General features: G+C 32.4%; 13 protein-coding genes. 1 reads left to right on the forward strand and 12 read right to left on the reverse strand.

The annotated features are described in order from the left end of the window. Nucleotides 1-40: 40 nt before the first annotated feature. The 6 genes from AX016_RS15540 to AX016_RS15565 form a co-directional block, all read right to left on the reverse strand. Complete coding sequence (locus AX016_RS15540; RefSeq protein WP_100896483.1) at nucleotides 41-1,945, reverse strand: right-handed parallel beta-helix repeat-containing protein; 1,905 nt, start codon at nucleotides 1,943-1,945, stop codon at nucleotides 41-43. A 380-nt stretch (nucleotides 1,946-2,325) separates the two neighbouring features. Then, nucleotides 2,326-4,671, reverse strand: a complete 2,346-nt coding sequence (locus tag AX016_RS15545) for a glycoside hydrolase family 2 protein (protein ID WP_100896484.1) — start codon at nucleotides 4,669-4,671, stop codon at nucleotides 2,326-2,328. A gap of 12 nt (nucleotides 4,672-4,683) precedes the next feature. After that, the gene (locus AX016_RS15550) at nucleotides 4,684-6,222 is read right to left on the reverse strand and encodes a sulfatase family protein (protein WP_232732640.1); all 1,539 of its coding nucleotides are present in this window, start codon (nucleotides 6,220-6,222) and stop codon (nucleotides 4,684-4,686) included. Between the two features lie 5 nt (nucleotides 6,223-6,227). Beyond that, nucleotides 6,228-7,649 carry an arylsulfatase gene (locus tag AX016_RS15555; protein WP_100896485.1) on the reverse strand — a complete coding sequence of 474 codons (1,422 nt, stop codon included), beginning with the start codon at nucleotides 7,647-7,649 and terminating at the stop codon, nucleotides 6,228-6,230. A 12-nt stretch (nucleotides 7,650-7,661) separates the two neighbouring features. Then, nucleotides 7,662-9,080: a sulfatase gene (locus AX016_RS15560; protein ID WP_232732641.1), complete on the reverse strand. Its 1,419-nt coding sequence runs from the start codon at nucleotides 9,078-9,080 to the stop codon at nucleotides 7,662-7,664. Between the two features lie 211 nt (nucleotides 9,081-9,291). Beyond that, complete coding sequence (locus tag AX016_RS15565) at nucleotides 9,292-10,650, reverse strand: Iota-carrageenase A2 (protein ID WP_100896486.1); 1,359 nt, start codon at nucleotides 10,648-10,650, stop codon at nucleotides 9,292-9,294. A gap of 248 nt (nucleotides 10,651-10,898) precedes the next feature. Here AX016_RS15565 and AX016_RS15570 point away from each other — a divergent pair, with 248 nt between their 5' ends. Continuing rightward, a complete protein-coding gene (locus tag AX016_RS15570; RefSeq protein WP_100896487.1) occupies nucleotides 10,899-13,631 on the forward strand; it encodes a TonB-dependent receptor in 2,733 nt (910 codons plus the stop codon). Nucleotides 13,632-13,674: 43 nt separating this feature from the next. Here AX016_RS15570 and AX016_RS15575 read toward each other — a convergent pair whose 3' ends face one another. From AX016_RS15575 to AX016_RS15600, 6 genes are all read right to left on the reverse strand, one after another. Beyond that, nucleotides 13,675-14,613: a sugar phosphate isomerase/epimerase family protein gene (locus AX016_RS15575; protein ID WP_100896488.1), complete on the reverse strand. Its 939-nt coding sequence runs from the start codon at nucleotides 14,611-14,613 to the stop codon at nucleotides 13,675-13,677. Nucleotides 14,614-14,625: 12 nt separating this feature from the next. After that, complete coding sequence (locus tag AX016_RS15580) at nucleotides 14,626-15,543, reverse strand: hydroxypyruvate isomerase family protein (RefSeq protein WP_100896489.1); 918 nt, start codon at nucleotides 15,541-15,543, stop codon at nucleotides 14,626-14,628. 20 nt (nucleotides 15,544-15,563) lie between these two features. Continuing rightward, nucleotides 15,564-16,124 (reverse strand): gluconate 2-dehydrogenase subunit 3 family protein, encoded by a 561-nt coding sequence (locus AX016_RS15585; protein ID WP_100896490.1) that lies wholly within the window; start codon nucleotides 16,122-16,124, stop codon nucleotides 15,564-15,566. After that, nucleotides 16,124-17,836, reverse strand: a complete 1,713-nt coding sequence (locus AX016_RS15590) for a GMC oxidoreductase (RefSeq protein WP_100896491.1) — start codon at nucleotides 17,834-17,836, stop codon at nucleotides 16,124-16,126. Before AX016_RS15590 ends, AX016_RS15585 begins: the two co-directional genes overlap by 1 nt. 47 nt (nucleotides 17,837-17,883) lie before the next feature. Further along, nucleotides 17,884-19,338, reverse strand: a complete 1,455-nt coding sequence (locus AX016_RS15595; protein WP_100896492.1) for an arylsulfatase — start codon at nucleotides 19,336-19,338, stop codon at nucleotides 17,884-17,886. A gap of 164 nt (nucleotides 19,339-19,502) precedes the next feature. After that, entirely contained in the window at nucleotides 19,503-20,969 is a 1,467-nt protein-coding gene (locus AX016_RS15600) for a sulfatase family protein (RefSeq protein WP_100896493.1), read from the reverse strand. Nucleotides 20,970-20,980 lie beyond the last annotated feature (11 nt).

Genomic DNA, 20,980 nt, shown 5'->3' on the forward strand with positions numbered 1-20,980 from the left:
TCGCTATCTACTTCATTTATATATTGATTTTAATTATTACTTATTTAAATTTTAGTTTACCCACAGAATCATCTGCTTCTAAAATTTTAGTTGCTTTACCTTTGTATTTATTCTTTTTAAACTGAACATTTTTTGAATGCTCTATTCTTATAGCCGGATTACTTGTATGTAACTGCGGAAAAGTACCTGAGTTTGTTATTGTGTTTTCTTTAAATAATAAACCGTCTGTATTTTTTACCTGAAGAATTAAATTATCAAACTGGTTAAAAGTATTGTTCTCTATTGTGATGTTTTTAAATGCAATGTTTTCATTATCATCATCTGTATCAAACCTAATAACACCTCTATTAAAACCGCTATGCTGACAATCTTGAAAAGTATTTCCTGTAATTAACAAATCACTTGCACTACCAGACTCATACCAATGTCCGCTTTCTACTGGTATTAAAATAGCTTCCATTTCTGTACTAAAAAAGTTGTTTTTAATTACCGTTTTTCTAGGTGTAGAAATTAACAAACCTCGGGCTCTATTGTTTTTGATGGTACAATTTTCTACCGTTAATTCTGGGTAAGCATCTAGATTCTCTATTAAATCGCCAACTTTAAGATCTGCTGGTAATTTTTCATTAAAAGTTATAATTTGATATCTACTGTTTATATTTTTTATACTTTTTATAGAATTGTTTGCAAACGGAAAAAATGAATTACTTAAACGTAAAAAACCAATTTTATCGTTAGTTCTTCCTATTACAAATCCTTGTTGCTGAAAATGCCCCATTCTAATACCTAAAGTATACTCGTCTTTTATATCTTGAATAATTTGGTACGTACCGTGTACATTTGTTGCATCATCTAACTGATTGGTTAAAATGCAGTTTTTTAACACAACCTTACCTCTACAGCCTACAAAATGTGTAGCATCTGCACTTGTAGATACCATACGCCCTTTAGATGGTGTTACATTAAAAGCGTCTAAAATAAGATTCTCGCTATTTTCTGCAATTAATCCCATACCACCTGCATGGTGCACATTTACATTAGTAGCATTAAAACCAATAGTGTTAGATACTCTAAAAGCAGGTGCCAACCTATTGTGTTGTTGTTCTCCTTTGCTAACTATGATTTTACCAACTTCTGGCAACTTTTTTTTATGATTGTAAATACGGACCAAACCTGGCTTAATTTCCTTAAAAACCATATTATATTCTCTACCAATAATTCTTTTATCTGGATCTTGCCTGTCTGTAGGGTACTTGTATTTTATATTATCTATGTTACGACTAACATTTACCTTTTTATATAATGCCAAAGATGTATAAGCCTCTGTATTAAATGAAATTGCTTTACGTATTGGATCATATAAAATTGCCTGACCAAAATCGTGCTCATAATATTCTTTCACAAATATTAGTTGTTCATTTCTAATCTCGTAAGGGTACTCATTAGATATTTGAATATCAAAAGTGTGTTCTTCATTATTATTAGCCACAACTGTAGCCTCACTATGAAAAGATTGCGCCCAATCTACAGACACATTTTTTATTGTAATATTAGTAGCATTGTCTATTAAAAAAGGAATCATTCTTCCGTGAAAAATAAAACTAGAACCCTGACCGTCTATTGTTAGGTTTTTAAAACTGTTTAAAGGAAAAGCTGTTTTTACAATAACATCATTATGGTTAGATATATGTACAAACTTTTCTAATCCCAAATCTGGATAAAAATGATAAGTACCTTTTTCAAATTTAATTTCTGAAATTGGTGCTACCTCTGCCTGCATTACTCTTGCTAATACACTAGCAGTTGCATCTTCTGCTATATCTAATGTAAATAGTACTTTTTCTGGTGCTTTGTTTTGCCCATAACCAGTACTTGATATAAATGAAACTAGTACAATAAATAGTGCTAATTTTAGATTCGTATTATTTCTGAGATTATTGTTCATTATTTACTTATAATATGTTAATTATTTTATAAAGTTGCAGATTTTACACAATAACTTTGTCTATACCCGTAAATCAAATGTAGCTTTCAGTAAAACAGAACATAAACAACTATTAATCAACACCTTAATTACATAAAAAATCTTTTATCTTTTCATTTAAAAACTTCAAAAACAGGCATAAACACCAATAAAACTACTGCTGTATTCCTGTTTTAAACCTAAAAAGTTGTGAAAATACCCTAAATGTTTAGCTACTGTAAAAAACAGTATCAAAAAGAGTTGTTTTGATCATAGTATATAATAAAAAAAAGCAGCTTCTATTTGGTTATTTAAACCTATAGAAACTGCCTTTAATCAACAGAATGTTTTCCCCCAACAATCTACTTTATCATAAAATCATAAGTACCTTTTAAATTTGTAGAAGTAGCTTTAACTGGCACAGGTCCAGATACATTACCAACCTTAACTACTGCTGTAGCAATACCTGCTTCTGCCTTAATTGCTTCATCATTTAAAACTTCTAATCCATTACCAAGTGTAATATTTATTGTATCATTAAAATCTGGTATTACAGTACCATTAGCATCTACTGCTGCTATGTAAACAAACAAAACATCGTTTACATTTGCAGTAGCTGGTTTACCACTTTCATCTACCCAAATTTTTAATTTTGTAGCTTTTTCTGGAGTTGATACTTTATCTTCTGCTACTTGTTTACCGTTAATAAAACCTTTAGCTACTAAAGTGCCTGCTGTAAAAGATCCTAATTTAAAAGTAAATGGCGGATGTGTCAATTTTGTTGAAATAGCATCTTCATCTGGTTTTTGAGTAGCTATTAACTCATCATTTAAAAACAGCTTCACTTCATCTACATTAGAAAATATTTTTACGTCTGTAGGCGAACTTTTATTCCAGTATGTAGCTATTTTTAATACCTTTTTCTGATTAAAGTTTTGTTGACTTTGATAAAAGTAATATGCAAACTTTGGCAATCTAAAGATATCCATAATACCTGAAGCTTCAATATCATTATGATACCCACGGTTATAGTCATACATTACCCAATAACTGTCTGAGTATGCAGGAGTATTTAAATTATCATTATGAGATTCTTGTACGTTATAAGCTTGTTGCAACAGCCTAATTTCGCCATCTGCTCTTAACTGTCTACTACTCTTTTCTAGCCTAATATCTTTTGGTAATTTATGCTGATTTAAGCCTGCGTTGTTAGAGTAATACTCCCAATCTCCGTATTCAGACACAGAGTACGGTTTATCTTTTAGTTCATGCGGATGTAAAATTCTGTGTTGGCGCGCTTGCAAATAAATATCATACACATCATCCATCCAACCACAAGAATATACATTGTCTCCAGGGTATTCCGCATGTACAATTTCATTTAACTTTTCCATAAAAAAGATAGGCATTTTAGTTTCGTTTAAAGATACTTCCCAAGCTAAAACAGATGGCCTGTTCCTGTCTCTACGTATTAATTGGGTTGCAGAACGGTAACAATATGCCCTAAACTCATCGGTATCATTATAATATTGCCAACCCATAATAGCATCTATAACTACCAAACCTAACTCATCACAAGCATCTAAAAAAGCTGGTGATTGTGGATAGTGTGATAACCTTATATAATTAAAACCTGCATCTTTTATTTTTTTAGCATCGCGGTACTGTGCATTATCAGACAGGGCATAACCAATAAAGGGATATTCTTGGTGTCTATTTACTCCACGTAAAAATGTTTTTTCACCATTAACATACAATTGGTTTTCTTTAAATTCAAAAACACGAATACCAAACTTCGTTTTTTCTAAATCTACTGTTTTGCCATCTATTTGTATTTTGGTTTCTAATACGTACAAATTAGGGCTGTCTGGCGACCACAAATCAGGATTATCTAAATGTAAATCTACAATATGATCTGTGTTTTTATTAGCTGCAATTACTATTTCTTTTGATGTGTATTCCTTTACAACCTTTCCTTTTTTAAGTATATTTTGTACTACAGTAATACTTTGTTCCTCTTTACTATCATTAGCAACATTTGTTTTAATTTTTACCACAGAAGAAGATGTACTAACTTTTGGGTAGGTTATAAAAATACCACCACCAGCAACTTTGTTAGCCAATACAGCATTAGAAATATGTACATTTTCTTTAACAGATAACTTTGCGTTTCTATAAAGACCACCATACATATTAAAGTCTAACCTTTTTAAAGGCTTTGGACCTGTAATGTCATTATCTGTATTATCTAGCCTAATAGCAATAGAATTTTTTCCTGCTTTTATGTAGTTTGATAAATCTAAAATTACTGGTAAATAACCGCCATGATGTTCTGAAACTAATTTTTCGTTTACCCAAATTTTTGAAAAATTCATTGCAGCTTCTAATTCAAAAAACACCTTTTTATTAGCATCTTCCTTAGCAATTGTAATTGTTCTTCTGTACCAACAAATGCCTTGCCATTGGTTGTTAACAACTAGTGGCTCTAGATTTGCAGTATGTGGTAATTGCACGTCTTGCCAATCTTTGTCGTTAAAATTTGCTGTAAACAATTCTTTATCAGATGTTTTAGACTCGTCTACTATTTTAAATTTCCAATCCTTATTAAGGTTAATTGTTGTAGGCTCATCTTGGGCACAAGAGTGCAGTGCTAAACTTAATAATAAAATAAAAAAAGTATAAGCAGTTTTAAATTTTAGGTAATTCATTTTTAGTTATTCTTATTTTTTATGAGCCTTTTTTAAGTAAGCTTTATACTCTTTATTCATTTTTTTATGTCCTATTTCTTCGCCAGCAAGCATTTTTTTATACTCATCTGGTCTCTCCTTTTTAACCCAAGCAATTAACTCTGGTCCGTTTGTTATTACAGGGTTATAAATATCACTAACAGGTTTCATTTGCTCATCAAAAAGAATTGTTTGTGCTCTAAGCTTATCTAAAACATCTTTGTATTTTGGATCTTCTGCTAAGTTTACCAACTCATTAGGATCTTCTGTTAAATGGTATAGTTCTTCTTTGGGCTTTGTAGGCGCAAAAAATGGAGCTTGGTTCTCGTTTAACTTTCCTTCTTTATAAAGGGTACGCATTACGTGTACAGCTGGTCTATAAAACTCTAAATATGCTTGGTGTGCATCATAAGGCACCTCTGGCATATCATTACGTATGTAAGACCATTCTGTTGTGGTTACAGATCTAGATTTTTCCATTATTTCATCCCATAAATCCCTAGCCGCATAATTATATTCTCTATTAAAATCCTCACTAAAAATAGGTGTACCCGTCATATAAGTTGGCACTTTTATACCTGCAAAATCTACAATACTTGCAGTTATATCTGTTGCACTAACTACATCTTCTCTTACCTTATTTCCTTTAAACTTTGCTGGGTAATGTATTAGTAAAGGAATACGTAAACCAGGATCTTGTAAATACCCTTTACCACGAATATTGCAACGACCGTTATCACCTATAAAAATTACAATAGTATTATCTGCTAATCCTTTATCTTCTAATTCTTTAAACAACATTCCCACTTCATTATCCATATATTCTATTTGGTCTAGATATTTAGCCCAATCTAGTCTTACTGCAGGATGATCTGCCATATAAGGAGGCAGTGTAAGTGTTTCTGGGTTTACTGGGTGTTTAGATTCTTCTCTAATCTGGTCCCACCAATCTCCTCTGTGCGTAACTTGTAATTGTATTTGAGCAAAAAATGGCTGATCAGATTTTTCTATAGTATCATATTTATCAAACAAACCAAATTGAGTTTTTCCGTCCCACTCACCAATAGCTTCATGCTTAAAATTTACATCTATTTTTCTACCTTTATTTAAAACAGCGTGGTTACCTAAAATGGTTGTATACCCAGCATCTCTTAGTAACTTAGTAAAAGGTGTAAACTGAGCATCTAAAGGAACCTCCCTGTTGCTACGGTGATTATGCGTATTTGTTTTTAGTTGATGTGTACCCACCATCATAGCAGATCTACTAGGAGAACATATAGGGTTTGTAACAAAAGCATTGGTAAAAAGTACACCTTCTTTTGCCATTTTATCTAAAAACGGAGTTTTAACATCTGGCATACCATAACACGCTAAATCTGTGCTCATATCTTCTGCCATTATCCAAATAATATTTGGCTTTTTAGCTTCTGCAGGTGCTTCTACAGCTGCTACTTTTTTATCGGTTTTACCACCACAAGCCATTAACAATAAAGCTAAGGCTATACACCATAAAATTTCTTTTACTTTAATCATAGTTTTTAATTTTTAAATACGCCTCCAGAAAATGGATAATGCGCTATTGGCACACTTTGTTCTTTTAATATTTTGTTTGCTTTGGCAACTATTTCTGGGTGTTTAGCAGATATATCTTCTTTCTCAAACAAATCTGTTTCTAAATTATATAATTCTGTGTGATAATTATCTTTATAACGTACTGCTTTCCAATTACCAAACCTAGTAGCTTGTCTGTAGCCTTTTACAGACCTACCTTCTTGTATTTCCCAGTACAAAAAACTATGTTTTTCTTGTTCTTTACCTAAAAGTTCTGGTAAAAAAGAAATTCCGTCTGTTTTATTTGGCACTTTTGCCTTTGCTACTTCTGCCAAAGTTGGCATAACATCATAAAAAGTACTAGGATGATTACTTGTTGTTCCTCCCTTTATTTTTCCTTTCCAATAAGCAATCATTGGTACTCTTACACCACCTTCGTATACATCTCTTTTATAGCCATTAAGGTTTCCCGAACTATTAAAAAAAGTATAATCATGATGATTTTCATTGGTTGGTCCATTATCGCTAGAAAATACAATTAACGTATTTTCTAACTCGCCACTTTCTTTTAGTTTAGTAAACAAACGTTTTATTTGTGTATCTAACATTGTAATACGTGCTGCGTGTCTACGCTCTATCTCTGGCCACTCTTGTATTTTATCACTGTACAAATCATTTTTACTTAAAAAGAACTCGTGTGCGTGTGGCGTTCTGTAAGACATATATAAGAAAAATGGCTTACTAGCTTCCTTTTTATCTAAATATTCTAGTGCAAAATTAGTCCTAAACTCATCTAAACAACTGTAGTTATTGTAATTGTAAAAAATAGAATCTTGGTTGTTGTTTACCCAGTGTACGCGTTCATCAATCTCATTGCCTTTAGCATCTTCTCCCCACTGTTCTTGTACTGCATAGGTAAATCCTCTGCCTTTTGCCCAGGTAGATACATCTTCTGGTACTCCTAAATGCCATTTACCAATCATAGCTGTTTGGTAGCCAGATTGCTGTAACATTTCTCCTATTGTTTTTTCAGATTTTTTTAAAGGTACTCTATCGTATTTATTAGGATATTCGCCTTTATTACCACGAATACTAACGTGGCCTGTGTGTAAGCCTGTCATTAATACAGCTCTAGATGGTGAACATACAGATGTACCAGAATAAAAGTCTGTAAAACGCATACCTTCTGATGCTAAACTATCTAAAAACGGGGTTTTAATTACTTTTTGTCCGTAAGAACCTAGCTCACCATAGCCCATATCGTCTGCCAACAAAAATATAATGTTTGGTTTTTTAGTCTGAGGGGTTTCTTTAGGTTCTTTACCGGTTAAAGCAATGTCTTTTTTATCTTTAGAACCGCATGAAATACATATTGCAAGTATAAAGATTGATAAAATAAGGTTTTTCATAAATTTAATCTTCTATTTTGTATAAACAGGAACAGCTTCCTTTTCCCAATTTGCAAGGTCATTTTTAAGCTCTTCTTCTATTTGAAGACCTTTACCTATTAAATCATCTTGCTCGCTTATATCTTCAGCAACATTAAATAAATGGTACGTACCACTGTGGTATTTTATAAGTTTAAAGTCTCCTGCCATTACAGCTGCATACTGATCTTCATAACTTCTAAAAAAGTATAAATTTCTTTTTTCTAATGTTTTTCCTTTTAAAACTGGTAGTAAACTAACACCGTTAATCTGGTTGTCTTCACATTTTTTACCAGATGCAATTTCTATTAAAGTAGGGTAAATATCTATAGACTGCACAGGTACATTGGTCTCTGTATTGGCTTTAGTTACTCCTGGATAATTTATAAGTAATGGTACACGAGCACCACCTTCTCCTAACGTATTACCTCCTTTTTTACCACCACTTAAGGGTGCATTTGTATACGCGCCACCTTGGTCTGATAGTACAATGATTACTGTGTTATCTGCAATTCCTTTTTCTTCTAATGCTTTGCGTACACGACCAACAGACTCGTCCATAGCTTCTACCATAGCAGCGTGGTGTGCATATTTACCCTCTAAGCCTGCATCTTGGAATTTTTTTAGTAAATCTTTACGACCAATAGACGGGCCATGAACAGAGTAATACCAAAACGAAAGCATAAATGGTTTTTTATTATCATAATCTTTTATAAAATTAACAGCCCCATCTGTAAGTACATCTGTTAAATAATCTCCTTTTTTAACTCCCGACTTTAAAAAACCTCTTGGATCATCTTGTGGTTTAAAAAATGGATAATAGTAACTTTTTGGATGTCCGGAGTTTGTTGTACCATATTCTGCATCAAAACCTTGATCTTTTGGGTAACGTCCTGGATGACCCAAATGCCATTTACCAATAAACATATTATAATACCCTAATTCTTGTAAACGCTCTGCATAAGTTACCTCTTTTAAAGGCAAGTAGTTTCTAGAAGGCATTTGTACAGGATCTGTGGGCCATAAATTATACTCTGCGTCAGGATTATTTTTATCTAAAGAAATATGTCTTGGCATACCTAATCTAATTGCTTCTTTACCTGTTAGTAAAGACAACCTACTTGGACTACAAGTAGGTGTTGGTATATATGCTCTAGTAAAATCTAAACTTTCTTTTTTAAATTTATCTAAGTTAGGTGTAGTAAAGGTTTGGTTTCTATACCCAATGTCAGACCAACCATAATCGTCTACAAATAATAGTACAATGTTTGGCTTTTCAGTTTTTATTACTTCTTCTTTTACTGTTACCTCTACTGTTTGTGATGGTTTATTTTTACAAGATGTAAAAACCAATCCTGTAATGGTGACAGTAGCAAGTAGTAAGGTGTTTTTGTAAATGTTTGCTCTTTTCAAAATATAAAAATGTTTAGCGTAAATATCTCTAATATCATTAGAGCAAATGTGTCTAGTAGTTTACAATATGTATTTATAAGTAAATTAAACGCACATTACTAGTTAAAGCTACATACTTTTTACACAAAAAACCAGAACATATATATGTTCTGGTTTAATTAATTAAAACTAAATACTCATTTAAGAGCCATTATTAAAAACACATTCTTAATTAATTACATTGTTCGCTTGTTTTAGCTTGTTCATCTGTTACTATTACATAATCTTCTACAAAGCCAATACCTTCTACACTATTTTCATCTAAATTAACTGTATAATTTGGCGTGTTTACTATTGCACTTATAGATGGTCCGTTATAAGATTCTCCTTCAGCTACAATAGGATTCTCATTTATTAAACTTCTTAAATTACATGGCATATACTTATAATGTTTAGGCTTTAACTGAGCTTCTTTGTTACCGTAAGTAGCCTTAACATTACTAATTGTTACGTTGCTAAAAGTACCTTTTGTTAACCCTGGAGTTGAGTATTTTTTAGAAACAAAGCCACCCTCTAAACGTACAGCAAAGCCACAACTATTAGCTGTTATACCATTTACATATACTTTACCGTTATGCATAGCATGCGGAGAAACCATAACTGCTGCATTACCATTGGTACAAGAAATATTTTCTCCAAACATATCTTCTACTCCTCCTTTTTGTAAGTCGTTCATAAATGTCCAGCCAGTTTCTAACCTTAATGTTACACCACCAGTACCTTTAAGTTTTTTGTATAAAACATTTTTTGCTGCTTGTACTTGCACTAGACCATAACCGTAGTCAGAGTTTAATGTATTGGCATTTTTAACAACACCATTTCTAGGCCAAAAATATTTGTCATTAAACTTTGTAATTCCCATAGTAACAGAGGAGAACTTGGTTAACTTATCTAATATTTTAAAGTCTGATATTGAAAAATTATCTACATTATTAAAGTTAAACACGGCAACATTTGGATTGTTAGCCTTGGTTAAATCTACAATAAATTTATTTGAAGATGCACTACTAAAACTAACGTTTTTAATTACATCAGATTCTTTACCAAAGGTAAACATTGCGTAGTTTTTATCTGTATTAGGCCTAATAGATGGTCTAATTACAGCTTCGTCACTTACAATAATATGTACATTAGATTTTAGTTTTACATTAGATACAGAATAATTACCTTTTGGTATTAGTAGTTTGCCACCTCCTTTAGCTGAAACATCATCAATTGCTTTTTGAAATTTTTGACTATCATCTGTACTAAAAATTTTGTCTACTCCGTAATCTGTAACTAAATCTTTTGTTACTGTATAACTAGTTGGTGGTGTGTAAAAATCTTTTTCTTTAAGCAATAAAACTTTTACACTAGTGCCCTCATCTAAAAGAGCACTAGAATTATCTAATGATACAGGGTCTTGTAAATCATCATTTGAACAAGAAATAAAACCTGCTGCTAATAGCCCTAAAAAAATACTTTTAACTCTTAAATTATTAAATTTAGGAGCTTGGTAGTATACCCAACTGTTTAAATTGTTTTTCATCATAGTAAAAAAATTAAAGTTGTTATTTATTTGTACTACAAATCTACCTATAACATTTAGTAGGATTGTACTTACAAATAAATAAAATGTATTTACCAGTAAATCAACAAAAAAGACCCTTGTCCATGTCCTTATCAATAAAAAAACTAATTTATTTTTAGCTACATACAGGCAGTATTAACTTATTATATTTGACCTCATAGTACATAACCAATACTATTTTTTTAATTGATACTACAACCAAATAGTCTATGCCTAAAAGAGGATTTTTTACCACAATTAGTTATATTTTTATTCTTTTTCTTTCTTTTACAACTGCTTTTTCACAATCTAAAAGTGGTATTACAGGTAAAGTTACAGAAGAAAACAACCAGCCTATAGAAGCTGCAACAGTCACGCTACTAAACCCAACAGATTCTACTTATGTAGATTATACTATTACAAATAGTACTGGTTATTTTAATTTAGATAAAGCAAAGGAAGGAAACTACATTTTACAAATTTCATTTATGGGGTTTGAGTCTTTTTCTAAAAACATTAATTTTAAAACTAGCTTGTTAGACCTTAACACAATTGTACTTAAGGAAGATTCATTTGCTTTAGACGGAATAACATTAACTGCTGTTGTACCTATACAAATAAAACAAGACACTATAGCTTACAACGCAAACTCGTTTAAAACAAATCCTGATGATAATTTAGAAGAATTACTAACCAAACTACCTGGATTAGAAATTGATGCTGATGGAAATATTAACGCTCAAGGTAATGAGGTTGCTAAAATAATGGTAGATGGTAAAGAATTTTTTGGTGGTGACCCATCTATTGTTTTAAAAAATTTATCTGCAGATGCAATAGCCAATATAGAAATTATAGATAAAAAAAGTGATGAGTCTGAACTTACAGGTGTAGATGATGGCAACAAACAAATGGTAATAAACTTTACTCTTAAAAAAACAAAAAAGAATAATGGTTTTGGCAAAGTATCTGCAGGTATGGGGTTAGATAGTAAGTATTTTAGCAACCTTAACTACAATAAGTTTACATCTAAAACTCAGTTTTCTGTAATTGGGAAATTAAACAACATAAACATTACTGGTTCTAATATACAAGGCTTTTTAAAAAATGCAAATGGTATTGCAGACGACTCTGATGATGATGACCAAACCAATCAAAAAAACAAAAGCTTAAGCGGATACTTAAAAACAGGTGTTGCAGGTATAAATATTGGTCACGAGTTTAAAGATAAAGAATCTTTAAATATAGATTTTTTTTACAATTTGTCTGACAATGAAGGTGTCTCTAAAACTAAACGAATAAATTTTTCTAACAACTCTAATTTTGATTTTAGAACAGAGAACACTTTTAATAACAGCTCTAATAACTACAATCTAAATTTTGATTATAAAAACAAGTCTAACAAAAACAATAGCTTGTTAATTAAAGGAAAGTTTACCAAGGATAATGTTGATTACATAACCAATAGAGATGGTTTTTATTTTAATGAATTAAATGAATTGGCTACCTCTAATATAGCAGCATCTAATAATAAAAGAGATAAAAGCATTGGAGACGTTACTATTAATTTTTACCAACGTTTAGCAAAACTTGGACGTAGTTTTAATGTTGGTTTAAAAACAACAGCAAACAACTCTAACAGGTTAAATAACCAAACAACACTAATTACAAGAAGACAAAACACAGATAACCCTACCTCTAGTACTATTAATGCAATTAGAGATGAAGAGTTTTTAACCACTATGGTAAACCTCAACTTTAAATATACAGAGCCCTTAGGCAACAACCATTATGCAAAATTAGAGACTTATTTAAGAAACAGAACAAATAACGAAGATGTTCATCAGGCTAAAACTACAATAGGTACAACCACTAAAGATGAGTTACTTGCCTACAAATACAAGCATATAGAAAATAGTGCACAAACAAGACTTGTACATAGCTACAGTCCTGGTAAACTAAATACCTATGCTGCTATAGAATTACAAGAACTTGGCAGAACATTTGGCGTATTAACAGAAACAAACATTGTCTCTAACAAACTGTATGTTAATCCTATGGCAAATATTGTTTACAAGCCTGTTAGAGGTCAAAAATATAGACTTAATTACAAAAAATTTGTGCGCAACCCTAATAGTTTTCAAAGCTCTACGGTTATTAATGATATAAACCCATATAACATTAGAAAAGGAAACCCTGATTTAAATGCAGAAAAAACAAATGCATTTACCATAAATACTGTAGTGCATAACTTTAAATCTGACTTAAGTTTTAATACCAGGTTTGATTATCAAAATACAACAGATGCAATTATTAGAAGCGTTACCATAGATGATGATTATGTAAAAACTATTAGTTACCAAAATAGTGGTAAAAAAGAACGTTTTAGTAATAGTTTAAGCTTTGGTCAAAAACTAAAAGATATTGGACTTAGGTATACTTTTAAAAACAAAAACACCTACACCAGCGTAAATTCTATTGTTAACTTACAAACCAACAAAGTAAAGTCTACAGATATTATGCTTAGCTTACTTTTAGAAAATAGTAATAAAAGTACTTTAGACGTTAAAGCAGGTGCAACATACAGTACAAACAACACCACTTTTTCTATAGAAAACAACTTAGACCGTAAATATACTAAGCAACAATATTTTGTAATGTTTGATAAGGACTTTACTAAAAAACTAAGCTTTAATACACAGTTAGATTATCTTGTTTTTGTTGATGATAAATTTGAGTCTAACCAAAAACTACCGTTATGGAATGCCACAGTTTCTTACGCCCTAAATAAAAACAGAAGTAATTTATTAAAATTGGTTTTGATAGATTTATTAGATAAAAATATAAATATAGCAAGAAGAAGTACCATAAATTATTTTGAAGAAACAGAATCTGAAAGTCTAGGTCGTTATGTTATTTTAAGTTTTACTCATAAATTAAAAGGAACAAAAAAGAAGACTAAATAACAAGTATCTAGCCTTCATTTTAAACTTAAAACAAACAATAATCTTATAATTGTTTTGCTACTTTTAGCAGCAAATCTTTTGTTTTTTGCACACCTTCTTCTTCAGATAGTAAAGTTCCCTCATATTCTATACCAACAAAACCAGTATATCCTGACTCTTTAACAAGTTTCATTATTTTATAAAAATCTATATCAGCCTCTGCACCATCAGCAGAAAAATTTCTACTTTTAGCACTTACACCTTTTGCAAAGGGCAATAACTCTTTCATCCCTTTATACATATCATAAGACGATAAACAATTTTTATCTTTATCTTTTTCTATACAGAAATTACCAAAATCTGGTAACGTTCCGCAGTTAGCCAAACCTACTTGCTTTATTACATTAGAGAGCCATACACCGTCTGATGAAAAACCTCCGTGATTTTCTACAACCACATTTATATTAGAACCTTTGGCAAAACCTGCTAATGTTGCTAAAGAAGCTGCCGAGGCTTTTGCAGCATCACTTTTATCTGTTCCGCCCCTTAAGTCTACTCGTACCGTTTTACAACCTAAAAAATGAGCCGCATCAATCCATTTGTAATGCTTTTCTATAGATTTTAAACGCTCTTTTGTATCTAAATGAGCCAAACCACCTTCGCCACCTATCATTATTAAAACATTTTCTACACCAGCATCTGCTGCTCTAGAATTCATTTGCTTTAAGTACTCTTTATCTTTTGCTTTAGTTTTAAATAAGTTAGATACGTACTCTACACCTGTACAACCAAAACTTTGCGCTTTGGCAGCAAAATCTAAATGATCCATTTCTCCTGATTTTATAGCTCGGTGAAAAGACCATTCTGCTAAAGACAATTTAAAAAATAAGTCAGATTCTGTTTTGGTAAAAGGCATTCCTAACATAGTATTAGGCAATAAACTACCCAAGGTAAGCAAAGCTCCTGTTTGTGCAGATTTCTGTAAAAAGTTTCTTCTCTTCATTTTATTCTGTTTTTACTTAAAGCTATCTACTTTTTTGTAAGCTTCTATTACTGCTTTTTCACCTTCTTTTCCTGGTTTAGAATTACGGTGTTCCATACCTAGAATGCCGTTGTACTTTTTATCGTTTATAAACTTAAGCACATTAATGTAATTTATTTCTCCTGTAGTGGGCTCATTACGCCCAGGATTATCTCCTATTTGTATGTATGCAATCTCATCCCAACAGGCTTCCATATTAGGTATTAAATTACCTTCTTGTATTTGTTGATGATATATGTCAAACAAAATTTTACAAGACGGAGAGTCTACAGCTTTACAAATATTATATGCCTGCGGAGAATCTGTTAAAAACGCTCCTGGGTGATTATAAAAATTTAATGGCTCTAAAACCATTGTTAAATTATGAGGTTCAAAAATAGCAGACGCACGTTTTAAGGTCTCTACCACATTTGCTGTTTGGTAATCACCTCTTATTTTTTTTGCAATGTTACCAGGAACCACTGTCATCCACTTGGCATTTACTCTTTTTGCTACTTCTACAGACTCTTTACAATGTTTTAAAAAAGCTTCTTGTGCATTTTTATCTCCAGAAGCTACATTACCTTCTTTTAAAAAAACAGCTACAAAAACACCCATTTCTAAACCTCTTTTCTGCATTGTACGTGCCATTTTCTCTTGCAAAGCAACATCTCTTTTACGCATTGTATTATCTTCAAAAGCAGTAAATCCTTGGTCTGCCATAAAATTTAATTGGTCTATTGGATCTTTACCTGCACTATTTTCAAACATACCTAAGTGTGGAGCATATTTTAAATTAAAAGTAGGTTTTATAATCTTCTGCTGTTTATTTGCGGCATAAGCTACAGAACCTCCTAATGTTAGTGCACTAGCAGATAAGGCAGACTTTTGTATAAAGTTTCTTCTTTTCATATAAGTTTAATTAGCATTAGTTAAATAGACCAAGCCTTGCCTTTAGTTAATTTTTCTACACTTTCACAAGCTATATATTCTCCTGGAACAGGTAAATAGGCCAATACTTTTTCTCCTACATACTCATTGCATTTATAGCCCCAAATAGTTAATTCTCTAATTTTTTTTGCAAAAGCATTTTCCTTTCCTTTTGCTTCTAAAAACTGTCTTACAACAGGTTCCACATCTTCCTGCGTTAATTCTGCTACTTCTTTTTTATTGGACTTAGCTAGCGCACTCTGTGCCATTGCATCTAAGGTGTTTTTAAAATCGCCTTGTTGCTTTGCATCCATAACGTTGCCAGCAAAGCCATCTAAAAATACATGCACGTTTACCTCTGATGCAGAAGGAGTATCAGTTTTGGGTAAAATAGAATCTACCACATGAACCAAAGTACTACCTTGCTCAGCTGTAAAAAACGTTGGTTTCCAAGCTTCTTCTTTTTTGTCTGCGCACCCCTGTAATATGCTTACAAAAGTTGGCACGGCTACCACATAGCCTAAAGACATTCCCATTTGCATTAATGCTTTTCTTCTGTCCATTATAAGTTTCCTTTTTTAAGTTCTTGTGCTGCGTGGTTTGCTGCTCTTGCTGTAAAAGCCATATATGTTAAAGACGGATTTACACAACTTGCAGATGCCATAAAAGCCCCGTCTGTAATATATACATTTGGTACTGCGTGTATTTGGTTATGTGCATTTACTACAGATGTTTTTGGATCTTTACCCATACGAGCTGTACCCATTTCATGTATACCGTGTCCCATATTATACTTACCGTTTCTAGCTTTAATATCTTTAAAACCTGCTTTTTTCAGCATTTCTGTAGCTTGGTTTACCATATCTTCTCTCATTTTATGCTCGTTATCTCTAATTTCTGCATCAAAATTTACTGTTGGTAACCCCCATTCGTCCAATTTATCATAATCTAAAAACATACGGTTGTCTTGGTATGGTAGTATTTCTCCAAAACCACCAACACCCATTGTCCAACCTCCTGGTTTTAAAATAGCATCCTTTAATGGTGCTCCCATTGTAAGTTCTGCCACGGCATCTTTCCAGTTTTTACGACTGGCACTTCCTTGGTAACCATAACCTCTTATAAAATCTTTACTGTTAGATGTACCTCCTAAATTTTTAAATCTAGGAATGTAAATACCACCAGGACGTCTTCCTTTATAATATTTATCTTCAAAACCATCTATAGTTCCACTTGCTCCTGTTCCTAAATGATGATCCATAACGTTTCTTCCTACCTGGTCAGAATCATTTCCTAATCCGTTAGGAAAACGATCTGATTTAGATTGTAATAATATTGATGCCGATGCCATAGAGGATGCACACAAGAAAATTACTTTTGCCTTAAAAACATATTCCTCCTTGGTAAGTCTGTCTATCACTTTTACACCACTCGCCTTTTTTGTATTTGGGTCATAAACTACCTCAGACACAATAGAATCTGGTCTTAAAGTCATATTCCCAGTACGTTCTGCTGCTGGTAAAGTAGATGAGTTACTACTAAAATATCCTCCAAATGGGCAACCACGTGTACAACGATTTCTAAACTGACACTTGGTACGACCTTCAAATTTTTTATCTCCAGTAATGTGCGCTATTCTGCCGGCAGTTACCACTCTACCATCCATATTTTTACCAACACCATCTCTAAAATGTTGTTCTACACAGTTGTGTTCCATCATAGGTAAAAACTGTCCGTCTGGCAATTGTTCTAAACCTAAATTTTCTCCAGATACACCAATGTACGTTTCTACTTTATCATACCAAGGAGCAATATCTTTATAACGCACAGGCCAATCTACACCGTGACCATCTTTAGCATTTGCTTCAAAATCAATCTCACTCCACCTGTAACTATGCCTTCCCCACATTATAGATCTACCGCCAACGTGGTAACCACGTACCCAGTCAAAAGGTTTTGTCTCTGTATACGGGTGCTTTATATCATTTACAAACCAATTATTTACATCTGCGTTATTAACACGCCCTGTTCTAGTTTGCTTTAATTGCTGTGCTTTTTGTTCTCTAGTTAATTTTCCTCCGTTAGGAAAATCCCAACTATCTAAATGTGCTGTGGTATAATCGTTAATATGTTCTACCATTTTACCACGCTCTAGCACTAAAGTTTTAAGGCCATTTTCACAAAGCTCTTTTGCTGCCCATCCGCCACTAATTCCTGTGCCTACAACAATAGCATCATAAAAATCTTGTTCTTCGTTAAAATAAAATTTACTCATTACTCATTGGTTTTTTTTGGTATAGTTTGATGTATTTATAATCTGTTTTAGTTGATAGGAAAAACACTAGAATTTGTATGTGCAACTTTCATTATTTGTTGCATTTCTGCTACAATTTTTGGATGCTTACTAGCAACATTTTTACTTTCTGATGGATCTGAAGCTAAATTATAAAGCTCTGTTTCTCCACTTTTATTTACATTGTAAACAACTGCTTTCCAATCTCCTTTTCTAACAGCTTTACGTCCGTTTTTAATATTAAACTCCCAATACAAATAAGGGTGTTGTTTTTGTTTCTTTTTAGCTAACAGGGTTGGCAAAAATGATATTCCGTCTGTTGTATTTGGTTTTGGAACTGCTGCAACTTCTGCCAAGGTTGGCATTACGTCCCAAAAAGCAGAAATGTGATTGGTTACTGTTCCTTTTTTTATTTTATTTGGCCAAGAGACTATAAATGGAGCTCTTATACCACCTTCATACAAATCTCTTTTAATTCCTCTAAAACCAGCTGCGCTATTAAAAAAATCTGGATTTGCTCCACCAGCATCATGCGGACCATTATCACTTGTAAACATAATAATAGTATCTTCTTCTAACCCTAACTCCTTTACCTTGGCTACAATTTGGCCAACGTAAACATCCATCCTATCTACCATAGATGCAAAAACAGCATACGGTGTGTCTTGTGTACAATACTTATATTTTACAATATCAGGACCATAGTCTGATGAGTACTTGTCTTCTGCCGTATAAGGAACCTCTTTAAACTTACCAGTATATTTAGCTAGTATAGAGTCTTTAGGTGATATTAGCTCTGCGTGTGGTAATACAAAAGGCACATATGCAAAAAAAGGCTTATCCTTATTTTCTTCAATAAAGTTAAGTGTTGCATCTTGTATTTTATCTTGTGCATAGGTTTGTGTATTAATCCAGTTATTGCCTACTAAAAAATCTATTTCTTGATTATGATTTAAATATGGAGGGTAATAACGGTGTGCTAGTTTTTGATCATTGTAACCATAAAACTCATCAAAACCCTGATTATTTGGATCTCCTGTACCAAAACCTAAGCCCCATTTGCCAAACATACCTGTTTTATAACCTGCCTGTTGTAGCATTTCTGCAATAGTAAAAGCATTGTCTGGCAACGGAATTTGTCCTTTTTTATCATTACCAGCTTCTTTGTTACCACGTACAAATGTGTGTCCAGTATGCTGACCCGTCATTAGTGAGGATCTAGATGGTGCACACACAGCAGAACCACTATAATGCTGTGTAAATTTTATTCCATTTGCAGCAAGCGCATCTATATTGGGTGTGTTAATTTTTTGTTGTCCATAGCTACTTAAATCACCGTAACCCAAATCATCTGCCATTATGTAAATGATATTAGGCTTCTTTTTGTTTTTTTTAGACTGACTAAATCCTTCTGTACTAAAAAAGAGAAAAACACTAATAATAGGGAGTAGTAAAAATTTAAAGTTAGTTGTAAGCTGAAGCATAATCTTAATTGATTTTAATAAACTAAAATTCACTAAAAACAGTAAAAAGTGTGTGCTCCTTAATAAATAGTTTGTAGTTCTAAGTATAATTACTACTAAAGACAAAAAAGCATCAAAAAAAGAAAACTCCTTTTTTGATGCCCAACAGAAAATAAAAAACTAACTTATTTAAGTCTGTAAGCGCTTCCGCTTGTACCATTTAACCCTGGCTCTTTATATTGTATTAATTGCGCCAGTAACTCTTTTTGCATTTTATCTTTTATACTTTTATAAGCAGCATCATTATAAAAATTTATTAGTTCGTCTGGATCTTTTTCTAGATCGTATAAATATGGTTTTTCTTTTTTATCTAACACTAGTTTGTACCTATCTGTAACACCAGTAACCCACCAGCCACCGCTTTTTGCGTAATAGGTTAACCTGTCTACATCTGTAATTTCTTTTTTTCTACTTAAAAAATCTTTTGATGTGTCTTTACCATGAAAAGATGCATCTGTACTTACATTCATTAAACTTAAAATAGTAGGTGTAAAATCTACATTAGTATATGCGGTATTAATTACCTTACCTGCTTTAATTTTTTCTGGATATCTAATTACAAAAGGGATTCTTGCAGAAGCCTCATAAGGCACTCCTTTATTTCTACGGTTGTGCTCAAAAAACATATCTCCGTGGTCCGATGTAAATACAATTATTGTATTCTCTTCTAAATTGTTATCCTTTAAAAACTTTAAAATACGCCCTACACTATCATCTATATGACTCACCATACCAAAGTATTGTTTTAAGGCCTCTTTTTGTTTTTTAAACGAGGCTTTACCCGTTGCTTCATTAGTATCTTCGCTACCAATTGCCCAAGATGGTTTTATTGCTGTGTACTCTGCTGCCATTGTTCTTGGTGCTTGTATTGTTAAATCTTTATACATTGTATTGTATGGTGGTTTGGCATAATCTGGTGTATGAGGATCTGGTATAGAAAGCATTAATGCAAAAGGCTTGTTTTTATCTCTCTCTAAAATCTCTAATGTTTTGTCTGTAAAATAATCTGTTAAGTGTACAACTTCATCTTCTGGTAATTTAGCCGCTGCTTTTTCATTAATTCCTTTTAATCCGTTTGGCGTTATTTTAAAATACGGAGCATGGCCACCACGCATCATATATCTATTATCATCAAAACCAGCTTTGTATTTTATTCCAAAAGTATACTTGTCATGACCTGCCAAATGCCATTTACCTACATAAGAAGTTGCATAGCCTTTATCTTTTAAAATTGTGGCAAATGTTGGTATATCTTCACTAATATGTAACCCATTTTTAGGTGCACCTGTTGCCTGTGGATATAAACCACTTACTAACGATGCTCTAGATGGTGTGCATACAGGAGAAGAAGCATAGTAACTTGTACAAATGGCACCTTCATCTGCAATTTTATCAATATTTGGAGTAACAGAGTTATTGCCTTTACCCCAAATAAATGCTTGCTCTTTTGGCAATAGTTTTTGATAGCAACTTAGGGTTCTAAAATTATGCTCATCTGTGTGTATAATAATTAAATTAGGCTTTTTCTGCGCCATACTGTTTGCAACAAAAACCAATGTTGCTGCACTAAATAATATCTGTTTTATATTCATTTTAGGTATTT

The organism is Cellulophaga sp. RHA19 (assembly GCF_002813425.1).
Classification (GTDB): Bacteria; Bacteroidota; Bacteroidia; order Flavobacteriales; family Flavobacteriaceae; genus Cellulophaga.